The sequence below is a fragment of the Pseudoalteromonas sp. L1 genome, assembly GCF_021728095.1.
Taxonomy (GTDB): Bacteria; Pseudomonadota; Gammaproteobacteria; order Enterobacterales; family Alteromonadaceae; genus Pseudoalteromonas.
In genome coordinates this window covers 21,378-33,297 of sequence record NZ_JAKKCT010000011.1, presented here as the reverse complement: position 1 = coordinate 33,297, position 11,920 = coordinate 21,378, and the positions used below count along the sequence as shown (strand labels likewise).

The window sequence follows — 11,920 nt, the reverse complement described above, 5'->3', positions numbered from 1 at the left end:
CACCACCGTATACTTTTGCAAGTACGTTAGTGATTGCTGCAGTTAGGGTAGTTTTACCGTGGTCAACGTGGCCGATTGTACCTACGTTTACGTGCGGTTTTACGCGTTCAAACTTTTCTTTTGCCATCTTAAAAAATTCCTATAAAGAAATTAACGCCTGACCCACTATTGGGCCAGACAAGCTAAATCATGTAACAGCGCGAGCTGCAATTATTGCATCTGCAACATTCTTCGCGGCTTCTGCATACTTTAAGAACTCCATAGAGTACGATGCACGGCCTTGTGTTGCAGATCGCAGATCAGTTGCATAACCAAACATTTCAGAAAGTGGGACTTGCGCATTAATTTGCTTAAGACCACCAAATGCTTCTTCCATGCCTTCGATCATGCCGCGGCGACGATTTAAGTCACCAACTACATCACCCATGTTTTCTTCAGGAGTGATAACTTCAACCTTCATTACTGGTTCAAGAAGAGCAGGATTTGCTTCAAGCGCACCTTTCTTCATCGCCATTGAACCTGCAATCTTAAATGCCATCTCATTCGAGTCTACATCATGGAATGAACCATCAAATAGAGTCGCCTTGACGCCAAGTAATGGGTAGCCTGCCAGCACACCTTGAGTCATTTGCTCTTGGATGCCTTTATCTACCGCAGGGATGTATTCCTTAGGAACCGCACCACCAACGATTTCGTTAACGAACTCGTAAGTTGGCGCTTCATCTTCCGAAATATCCATCGGTTCAAGTTTAAGCCAGACGTGACCATATTGACCACGACCACCTGATTGACGTACGAACTTTCCTTCAACTTCAACAGCTGAGCGGATAGCTTCACGGTATGCTACCTGCGGCTTACCAACGTTACATTCAACACTGAATTCACGCTTCATACGGTCGACAATGATATCAAGGTGAAGTTCACCCATACCAGAAATAATAGTCTGGCCTGATTCTTCGTCAGTCTGTACGCGGAAAGATGGATCTTCTGCAGCTAGTTTACCCAGCGCAATCCCCATCTTATCTTGGTCAGCGATTGTGCGAGGCTCAACCGCAACAGAGATAACTGGCTCTGGGAACTCCATACGCTCAAGCGTAATAATTGAGTTCGGATCACACAGTGTTTCACCTGTCGTTACGTCTTTAAGACCAATAGCCGCCGCGATGTCGCCTGCGTAGACTACTTTGATCTCTTCACGTGAGTTTGAATGCATCTGAACGATACGACCAAGTCGCTCACGCTTGCTTTTAACTGGGTTATATACCGCGTCACCCTGTTTAACTGTACCAGAGTAAACACGGAAGAAGGTCAAGGTGCCAACGAACGGGTCTGTCGCAATCTTAAAAGCAAGTGCGGCAAACGGTGCGTTATCATCAGCAGGACGTTCTTCCTCAGTACCATCTTCAACGATACCTTGGATTTGTTTCACTTGTGTTGGTGCAGGCATATATTCAATAACAGCATCAAGCACAGCTTGAACACCCTTATTTTTAAATGCACTACCACACGTCATGGGAACAATTTCGTTTGCTAATGTGCGCTGACGTAAAGCTGCTTTAATTTCAGCTTCAGTCAGGTCTTCACCTTCTAAGTATTTTTCCATTAGTTCTTCAGATGCTTCAGCTGCACTCTCAACTAAGTGAGAACGCCATTCTTCAGCTAATTCCTGAAGGTCTGCCGGAATAGCCTCATAAGTGAAAGTCATTCCCTGGTCTTCTTCATTCCAGTTAATGGCTTTCATCTTGATAAGGTCTATAACACCTTTAAAGTCGTCTTCAGCCCCAATTGGAAGCTGAATTGGAACAGGCGTTGCTCCAAGACGAGATTCCACCTGCTCTACAACCGTTAAGAAGTCAGCGCCTGTGCGATCCATTTTATTTACGAAGATCATTCTCGGAACTTCGTACTTGTTCGCTTGACGCCAGACTGTCTCAGTTTGCGGCTGTACACCAGATGAAGCACAAAGAACAACTACCGCACCATCTAGTACGCGTAAAGAACGCTCTACTTCGATAGTGAAATCTACGTGTCCTGGCGTATCAATAATATTGATACGATGGTCGTCAAATTGAGCGTCCATCCCTTTCCAGAAACACGTTGTTGCAGCAGAAGTGATTGTGATACCACGCTCTTGTTCCTGCTCCATCCAATCCATAGTTGCAGCGCCATCATGTACTTCACCGATCTTATGAGAAAGACCCGTGTAGAACAGAACTCGTTCTGTTGTGGTGGTTTTGCCTGCATCTACGTGAGCACAAATACCAATATTACGGTAACGCTCAAGTGGAGTTGTACGTGCCATATGATCCTCTTAAAGGTTAAGGGCAGATTACCAACGGTAATGAGCGAATGCTTTATTCGCTTCAGCCATACGGTGAACGTCTTCACGTTTCTTAACCGCAGTGCCTTTGTTGTCAGCAGCGTCAACGATTTCTTGGGCTAAACGTAAGCCCATAGATTTTTCGCCACGCTTACGTGCAGCGTCTACTAACCAACGCATACCTAATGCGTTGCGACGTACTGGACGTACTTCAACTGGTACTTGGTACGTTGAACCACCAACACGGCGAGATTTAACCTCTACCTGTGGGCGAACGTTTTCAAGTGCAGCTTCAAAGATTTCTAGGTGCGACTTGCCTGATTTCTCAGCAGCCACGTCTAACGCACCATAAACGATTTTTTCAGCAGTAGATTTCTTGCCGTCTAACATTACTACGTTAACGAATTTAGCAAGAAGTTCCGATCCGAACTTAGGATCTGGAAGAATTTTACGTTGACCTATTACGCGTCTTCTAGGCATTTTCTATCTCCGGTATCTTCAGGTTTGCTCTTTTAGAGTCAATACCCAAAACAATTAATTTAAAAATTTAGTGCTTGGCCTTACTAACGGAGAACCATTAGCCCTTAGGGCGTTTAGCACCGTATTTAGAACGAGCTTGACGACGGTCGCTAACGCCTGCACAGTCAAGTGCACCACGTACAGTGTGGAAACGCACACCTGGTAAGTCTTTAACACGACCACCACGGATTAGGATTACACTGTGCTCTTGTAGGTTGTGGCCTTCACCACCAATGTATGATGTTACTTCGAAACCGTTAGTTAAACGAACACGCGCTACTTTACGTAATGCAGAGTTTGGTTTCTTAGGTGTAGTTGTATATACACGAGTACATACACCACGCTTTTGCGGACACGCTTTAAGTGCAGCTGAGTTACTTTTAGTAACCTTGCTACGACGTGGCTTACGCACTAGCTGGTTAATAGTTGCCATTTAAATAGCTCCTGAAATTAAAATTACTACTGAAAAAATAAAAAAATCCGCCCTGTTTACATGCTCGTTACAAAACGTGCAGGCAAATGGGTGGCGGAATTTTAATGAGCAAAGTTTAACCTGTCAACCTTAACTCATCGTAAGGCAGCAGATTACTGCCTCACGATTTCTTAATCTATTGATTAAGCTGAGATTATTGGTTTCCAGAGATATCTGCGTTAAGTGCATCAGTTAGTGCCTGAGTTGCCTCTTCAGCGCTTACTGTTTGCTCTTCAACGATTTCACCTTGCTTGCGACGGTTCAAACGGTCTTGGTGATACGCAAAGCCAGTACCGGCTGGGATCAGACGACCCACGATTACGTTCTCTTTCAGACCACGAAGCTCATCGCTCTTACCATTTACAGCGGCTTCTGTTAGGACACGTGTAGTTTCCTGGAACGATGCTGCAGAAATGAAAGATTCTGTTGCAAGTGACGCTTTAGTGATACCCATTAATTGGATTTCAAACTTCGCTGGGATCTTGCCTTGTTTCTCAAGTTCACGGTTCGCGATATTAACGCGTGCCACTTCAACTTGTTCACCGGCTAAGAACTCAGTGTCACCGCCGTCAAGGATGATACATTTACGTAGCATCTGACGAATAATTGTCTCAATGTGCTTGTCATTGATCTTAACGCCTTGCAAGCGGTAAACCTCTTGCACTTCGTTAACGATATAGTTAGCTACATGAGTTACACCACGTAGGCGTAAGATGTCATGTGGTGACTCAGGACCATCGGCGATAACCTCACCTTTAGACACTTGCTCACCTTCGAACACGTTAAGTTGACGCCATTTAGGGATCATCTCTTCGTATGCGTCACCCTCAGCAGGAGTGATTACAAGACGCTTCTTACCTTTCGTTTCTTTACCAAAGCTGATTGTACCTGTGATTTCTGCAAGGATTGCAGGATCTTTCGGCTTACGTGCTTCGAATAAGTCAGCTACGCGAGGTAGACCACCCGTGATATCACGAGTTTTCGAACCTTCTTGCGGAATACGTGCAAGTACGTCACCTGGGTTTGCAGTTGCGCCGTCTGTTACTTCAATCGTTGTGAATGAAGGTAGACGTGTTTCTTGCAGACCACGCTCATCGCTTTCGATGATTAGTTTAGGTTCTTTCGCATTCGCTTTACCTAAGTCTTTAACAACCACACGTGTTAAACCAGTTAACTCGTCTGTTTGTGCTTCGGTATTTGAGTCATCAATGTCGCTGAACGAGATTTTTGACTTGTGCTCAAGAACGATTGGGTGACTATGCGGATCCCAAGTTGCAACGATATCGTTACCTTGAACTTCTGCATTATCTTGTACAGTTAACACCGCACCGTAAGGTACTTTATAACGCTCTTTCTCACGACCAAAGCTATCAATGATAGTGATCTCTGTTGAACGAGACGTGATAACAATCTTACCGTCTGTGTTTAATACGTACTTCGCATTGTGTAACTTCAATGTACCGTTAGTTTTAACTTGTACACTGTTTTCAGCAGACGCTCGAGATGCCGCACCACCGATGTGGAAGGTACGCATCGTAAGCTGTGTACCCGGCTCACCGATTGATTGTGCCGCGATAACACCTACTGACTCACCTGGGTTGATGATGTGGCCACGCGCAAGGTCACGACCGTAACACTTAGCACATACACCAAAGTCATTATCACAAGTGATTACTGAACGAACGCGTACTTCGTCTACTGAGTGCTCTTCTAAAAGGTCACACAGTTTTTCGTCAAGCATGATGTTACGCTCAACAAGTACTTCGTTTGTACCAGGGATTAATACATCTTCAGCAACAACACGACCAAGAACACGTTCGCGAAGTGCTTCTACAACGTCACCACCTTCGATAAGCGGTTTCATTGTTAAGCCATCTTCTGTGCCACAATCGTCTTCATTGATTACTAAGTCTTGTGCAACGTCTACTAGACGACGCGTTAAGTAACCCGAGTTTGCTGTTTTAAGTGCTGTATCGGCAAGACCTTTACGCGCACCGTGCGTCGAGATGAAGTACTGTAGTACGTTTAGACCTTCACGGAAGTTCGCCGTGATTGGTGTCTCGATGATTGAACCATCTGGACGTGCCATTAGACCACGCATACCCGCTAACTGACGGATCTGAGCGGCGCTACCACGTGCACCTGAGTCTGCCATCATAAACACTGAGTTGAATGAAGATTGCTCTTCTTCTTCGCCTTTCGCGTTAATTACAGTGTCTTTTGATAAGTTCGCCATCATCTCACGTGATAAGTTTTCATTTACACGTGACCAGATATCGATAACTTTGTTGTACTTTTCACCAGCCGTTACAAGACCTGATTGGAATTGTTGGTTGATTTCAGTTACTTCAGCTTCCGCTGATTCAATAATTTCTGCTTTAACCGGTGGGATAACTAAGTCATCGATACCGATTGAAACACCTGACTTCATCGCGTAGTGGAAACCTGTGTACATTACTTGGTCAGCAAAGATTACTGTATCTTTAAGACCTAGACGACGGTAACACTCGTTTAATAAGCCAGAAATTTGTTTCTTACCTAGGGCTTGGTTGATTAGCTCAAACGGCATGCCTTTAGGTAGGATTAGTGAAAGAATTGCACGACCTACTGTTGTTTCAACAATAGATACTTGCTCAACTGCATCACCCTCTTCTGTACTAATTGTCTCGCTGATACGTACTTTTACGCGTGCATGTAACTCAGCGTTACCGCTGCGGTATGCTTTTTCAGCTTCTTTAGGATCTTTAAATACAGTGCCTTCGCCTTTCGCATTAATGCGATCACGAGTCATGTAGTAAAGACCTAATACAACGTCCTGTGAAGGAACGATGATTGGCTCACCATTCGCTGGAGATAGGATGTTGTTTGTAGACATCATTAGCGCACGTGCTTCTAACTGTGCTTCAAGCGTTAACGGTACGTGTACCGCCATTTGGTCACCATCGAAGTCAGCGTTGTACGCCGCACAAACTAATGGGTGTAAATGGATCGCTTTACCTTCGATAAGCACAGGTTCGAACGCTTGGATACCCAAACGGTGAAGAGTTGGTGCACGGTTAAGTAATACTGGATGTTCACGAATTACTTCGTCTAATACATCCCATACTTCTGCCACTTCACGCTCAACCATCTTCTTCGCAGCTTTGATAGTCGTAGCCATGCCGCGACGCTCTAGTTTGCCGTAGATAAATGGTTTGAATAGCTCAAGTGCCATCTTCTTAGGAAGACCACACTGGTGTAGTTTAAGCGTAGGACCTACTGTGATTACAGAACGGCCTGAGTAATCTACACGTTTACCAAGTAAGTTCTGACGGAAACGACCTTGCTTACCTTTGATCATATCAGCAAGCGATTTAAGAGGACGTTTGTTAGAACCTGTGATCGCACGACCGCGACGACCGTTATCAAGTAGCGCATCTACCGCTTCTTGTAACATACGTTTTTCGTTGCGTACGATAATGTCTGGTGCTGCTAGATCTAATAGACGCTTAAGACGGTTATTACGGTTAATAACACGACGGTAAAGGTCATTCAGATCAGAAGTCGCAAAACGACCACCGTCTAGCGGTACTAATGGACGTAGATCAGGTGGAAGTACTGGAAGTACTGTCATGATCATCCACTCAGGGTTGTTACCTGATTGGTGGAAAGATTCCATTAATTTAAGACGTTTAGTGATCTTCTTACGCTTAGTTTCAGAGTTAATTGTTGGTAACTCTTCACGCATTTCAGCAATTAATTGGCCAAGATCAAGTTCACGAAGCAAGTCTAAAACTGCTTCCGCACCCATCTTCGCTTCAAACTCATCACCGTGCTCTTCTAGTGCATCTAGGTACTCTTCTTCACCTAAAAGTTGACCACGCTCAAGCGTTGTCATACCAGGCTCAGTTACAACGAATGATTCGAAGTAAAGTACGCGCTCGATGTCACGAAGTGTCATGTCTAGCATTAAGCCGATACGTGACGGTAATGATTTTAAGAACCAAATGTGCGCAACTGGGCTCGCAAGCTCAATGTGACCCATACGGTCACGACGCACTTTAGTAAGCGTTACTTCAACGCCACACTTTTCACAAATAACACCACGGTGCTTAAGGCGCTTATATTTACCACATAAACACTCATAATCTTTCACTGGGCCGAAAATACGGGCACAGAATAAGCCGTCGCGCTCAGGCTTGAAAGTACGGTAGTTGATTGTCTCAGGTTTCTTTACTTCACCGTATGACCATGAACGAACCATATCTGGCGAAGCAAGACCAATGCGAATTGCATCGAATTCTTCGGTCTTATTTTGTTGCTTCAGAAACTTAAGTAAGTCTTTCACCTTAGCTCTCCTGTCGGAGGTTAATCTTGAGGGCGAACCAATCGCCCCTACATTCTATTCGGCCTAACAGGTGCGGCTTACGCCGCACCTAAATGGCTTAATTTTCTTCCAACTCGATGTTGATACCCAGTGAGCGGATTTCTTTCAACAATACGTTGAACGATTCTGGCATACCTGGTTCCATTTTATGGTTACCATCTACGATGTTCTTATACATCTTAGTACGACCGTTCACGTCATCCGATTTCACTGTTAGCATTTCTTGTAGAGTATATGCAGCACCGTAAGCTTCTAGTGCCCACACCTCCATCTCACCGAAACGCTGGCCACCGAACTGCGCTTTACCACCCAGCGGCTGCTGAGTAACAAGGCTGTAAGAACCAGTTGAACGTGCGTGCATCTTGTCATCAACCAAGTGGTTAAGTTTCAGCATGTACATGTAACCAACAGTTACTTGACGTTCAAACTGATCGCCAGTACGGCCATCATAAAGTGTAACTTGACCGCTTCTTGGATAACCACCAAGCTCTAGTAAGTCTTTGATCTCGCCTTCACGAGCACCATCAAAGGCTGGAGTTGCGATCGGTAAACCACCTTTCAAGTTTTCAGCTAAGCGACGAACTTCGTCATCTGAGAAAGTGTCAATATCGACTTTCTGACGACAATCACCTAATTCGTAAACTTTCTTAACGAAGCTACGGATTTCGTGCAGTTCACGCTGCTCTTTCATCATTTCTTCTAAGCGCTCACCCACACCACGTGCAGCAAGACCCATGTGTGTTTCTAGGATCTGACCGATGTTCATACGTGATGGTACACCTAGCGGGTTCAGAACGATGTCTACCGTACGACCTTTGTCATCGTATGGCATATCTTCTACTGGTACGATAGTCGAGATAACACCTTTGTTACCGTGACGACCCGCCATCTTATCACCCGGTTGGATACGACGTTTAACAGCTAGGTATACTTTAACAATCTTAAGTACGCCTGGTGCTAAGTCATCACCTTGAGTGATCTTACGACGTTTGTTTTCAAACTTCTTATCGTATTCAGCTTTAAGCTCATCGTACTGTGCAGCTAGTTGCTCAAGTTCAGCTTGCTTGTCTTCTTCAGCAAGGCTTTGAGTAAGCAGCTTTTCAGCATTTAGTGATGCAATTGAATCTGCGTTCAGACCTGCGTCAACAAGTAACTTACGAGCACGGTCTAATACACCGGCTTCTAAGATACGGAACTCTTCGTTGAAGTCTTTCTTCGCTTCGCGAAGCTGCATGTCTTCAACTTCTAACGCACGCTTATCTTTTTCAACACCGTCACGGGTGAAAACTTGTACGTCGATTACAGTACCAGTTACAGAGTTTGGTACGCGTAAAGAGCTGTCTTTAACGTCTGACGCTTTCTCACCGAAGATAGCACGTAGTAGCTTTTCTTCTGGCGTTAATTGCGTTTCGCCTTTCGGAGTCACTTTACCTACTAGGATATCGCCGCCTTTCACTTCAGCACCGATATAAACAACGCCTGATTCATCAAGCTTGCCTAGTGCAGACTCACCTACGTTAGGGATATCTGCTGTGATCTCTTCAGGACCTAATTTAGTATCACGTGCGATACATTGTAGTTCTTGAATGTGGATAGTCGTTAGACGATCTTCTTGAACTACACGCTCAGATAGTAGGATTGAATCCTCGAAGTTATAACCGTTCCATGGCATGAATGCCACGCGAAGGTTCTGACCAAGTGCTAAGTCACCTAAGTCAGTCGAAGGACCATCTGCTAATACGTCACCACGTGTTACCGGCTCACCAACCATACAAGTTGGTTTTTGGTTAATACATGTATTTTGGTTTGAACGAGTGTATTTAGTAAGGTTGTAAATATCGATGCCCGCTTCACCTGGAATACGCTCATCTTCATGTACATTTACAACGATGCGGCTTGCATCCGCATACATTACTTCACCACCACGCTTAGCAACGATCGTTACACCAGAATCTTTCGCTAGTGTAAGCTCAATACCTGTACCTACTAACGGTTTATCCGCGATAAGTGTTGGTACGGCTTGACGTTGCATGTTTGAACCCATCAATGCACGGTTAGCATCATCGTGTTCTAGGAACGGGATAAGTGCTGCCGCTACAGAGATCACCTGTTGTGGTGATACGTCCATATATTGCTGGTCCATCTTGCCCATAAAGGTTGATTCACCTTTGTGACGACATGGAATTAGTTCATCAACAAACTCATTGTTGTCGTTCAAGTTTGAGTTCGCCTGAGCGATAACAAACTGACCTTCTTCAATGGCTGATAAGTAATCTACTTCATCAGTAACTACACCGTTTACCACTTTACGGTAAGGTGTTTCTAAGAAACCATAGTCATTAGTACGTGCGTACGTAGACAATGAGTTAATTAGACCGATGTTTGGACCCTCAGGCGTTTCGATTGGACATACACGACCATAGTGAGTTACGTGAACGTCTCGAACTTCGAAGCCAGCGCGTTCACGTGTTAAACCACCCGGACCTAATGCAGAAATACGACGCTTGTGCGTTACTTCTGAAAGCGGGTTATTTTGGTCCATGAACTGTGATAACTGAGATGAACCAAAGAACTCTTTAACCGCTGCCGAAATAGGCTTAGCGTTAATAAGATCTTGTGGCATTACCGCATCAAGGTCACCTAAGCTTAAACGCTCACGTACAGCACGTTCAACACGTACTAGACCAACACGGAATTGGTTCTCAGCCATTTCGCCAACACTACGGATACGACGGTTGCCTAAGTGGTCGATATCATCAACATCGCCAACACCGTTACGAATAGCGATAAGCACTTTCATAACAGCTACGATGTCTTCTTTCGATAATGTGCCTGGGCCTGTATCTGAGTCATAGCCTACACGGCTATTGAACTTCATACGACCAACTGTTGATAAATCGTAACGCTCGTCAGAGAAGAACAAGTTATCAAATAAGGCTTCAGCCGCGTCTTTCGTTGGTGGCTCGCCTGGGCGCATCATACGATAAATTTCTACTAATGCTTCTAAACGGTTGCTTGTTGTGTCGATACGTAATGTATCTGACATGTAGGCGCCGCTGTCCACTTCGTTGATATATAGTGTATCAATCTTAGTGTGACCTGCTTTAACCAATTCAGCCATTAGCTCAAGTGATAGCTCGTCATTCGCGTTTGCGATGATCTCACCTGTTGATTCATCAACATAGTTTTTAGCTACAACACGACCAATGATGTACTCATGCGGTACTTCTAATTGGTTAATACCTTTTTTCTCGATGTTCTTGATGTGACGCGCAGTAATACGACGACCCGCTTCAACAAGGACTTCACCGTCTTCGCCTTTGATATCAAAAGCGGCAGTTTCACCACGTAAACGTGAAGGCACAAGTTCCATAAGAACTTTACCATCAGTTACTTCAAACGCAGTGGTATCGAAGAAGATATCTAGAATTTCTTCTGTAGAAAACTCTAGTGCACGTAAGATAATTGACGCCGGTAATTTACGACGACGGTCAATACGTACATATAGGTTATCTTTTGCATCAAACTCGAAGTCTAACCATGAACCACGGTAAGGAATTACACGCGCGTTATAGAGTACTTTACCTGACGAGTGAGTTTTACCACGGTCGTTATCAAAGAATACACCAGGGCTACGGTGTAGCTGAGAAACGATAACACGCTCTGTACCATTGATTACAAAGGTACCGGTATCAGTCATGAGCGGAATTTCGCCCATGTAAACTTCTTGCTCTTTTATGTCTTTAACTGTGCCTGGTGCTTCTTTGTCCATCACCACAAGACGCAATTTTACGCGAAGTGGAGCAGAATAAGTCACACCGCGAATTTGACATTCTTTTACATCGAATACTGGCTCACCAATACGATAACTTACGTATTGTAGCTCAGAATTTCCCGAGTAGCTTTTGATCGGAAACACAGAACGGAAAGCAGCTTCCAAACCGTGATCGCCATCAGCGTCAGGGACTAAGAATTTTTTAAACGATTCTAACTGCGTCGACAGTAAGAAAGGTATATCCAAAACTTGTGGACGTTTACCAAAATCCTTACGGATACGTTTCTTTTCAGAATAAGAGTAAGCCATGGGGTTCCTCAGCTTGCTGATCTTTGACCCGACCTGTTCTTGTAAGAACAGACTTAACTGGCATCTATGCCAAGATGTACAACATTAAATTGTTGTTCTATTTTGCTCGGTTACTTTCACCGTTAATTTACATAACAAATTGAAAATAAAGAGAAAATT

Annotated in this window: 6 protein-coding genes; all 6 read right to left on the bottom strand. The window is 44.4% G+C overall.

Annotated features, from left to right (window positions below):
- Window positions 1-127: GTP-binding protein (locus tag L3V38_RS19910; protein WP_033023824.1), on the bottom strand; the 127-nt coding region annotated here is incomplete at its 3' end.
- 60 nt (window positions 128-187) lie between these two features.
- Window positions 188-2,302 carry an elongation factor G gene (gene fusA / locus L3V38_RS19905; RefSeq protein WP_062568388.1) on the bottom strand — a complete coding sequence of 705 codons (2,115 nt, stop codon included), beginning with the start codon at window positions 2,300-2,302 and terminating at the stop codon, window positions 188-190.
- A 27-nt stretch (window positions 2,303-2,329) separates the two neighbouring features.
- Window positions 2,330-2,800: a 30S ribosomal protein S7 gene (gene rpsG, locus L3V38_RS19900; RefSeq protein ID WP_054554834.1), complete on the bottom strand. Its 471-nt coding sequence runs from the start codon at window positions 2,798-2,800 to the stop codon at window positions 2,330-2,332.
- A gap of 97 nt (window positions 2,801-2,897) precedes the next feature.
- Window positions 2,898-3,272, bottom strand: coding sequence for a 30S ribosomal protein S12 (gene rpsL, locus L3V38_RS19895; RefSeq protein WP_002958885.1), 375 nt, complete (start codon window positions 3,270-3,272; stop codon window positions 2,898-2,900).
- A 193-nt stretch (window positions 3,273-3,465) separates the two neighbouring features.
- Complete coding sequence (gene rpoC, locus L3V38_RS19890; RefSeq protein ID WP_130149211.1) at window positions 3,466-7,638, bottom strand: DNA-directed RNA polymerase subunit beta'; 4,173 nt, start codon at window positions 7,636-7,638, stop codon at window positions 3,466-3,468.
- 97 nt (window positions 7,639-7,735) lie between these two features.
- On the bottom strand, window positions 7,736-11,761 hold the full coding sequence (gene rpoB, locus L3V38_RS19885; RefSeq protein ID WP_130149212.1) for a DNA-directed RNA polymerase subunit beta: 4,026 nt from the start codon (window positions 11,759-11,761) through the stop codon (window positions 7,736-7,738).
- Window positions 11,762-11,920: the final 159 nt, after the last annotated feature.

Bases quoted from the DNA above. Each gene is read 5' to 3' on its own strand.
- fusA (WP_062568388.1), bottom strand. From the start codon at position 2,302: ATGGCACGTACAACTCCACTTGAGCGTTACCGTAATATTGGTATTTGT.
- rpsG (WP_054554834.1), bottom strand. From the start codon at position 2,800: ATGCCTAGAAGACGCGTAATAGGTCAACGTAAAATTCTTCCAGATCCT.
- rpsL (WP_002958885.1), bottom strand. From the start codon at position 3,272: ATGGCAACTATTAACCAGCTAGTGCGTAAGCCACGTCGTAGCAAGGTT.
- rpoB (WP_130149212.1), bottom strand. From the start codon at position 11,761: ATGGCTTACTCTTATTCTGAAAAGAAACGTATCCGTAAGGATTTTGGT.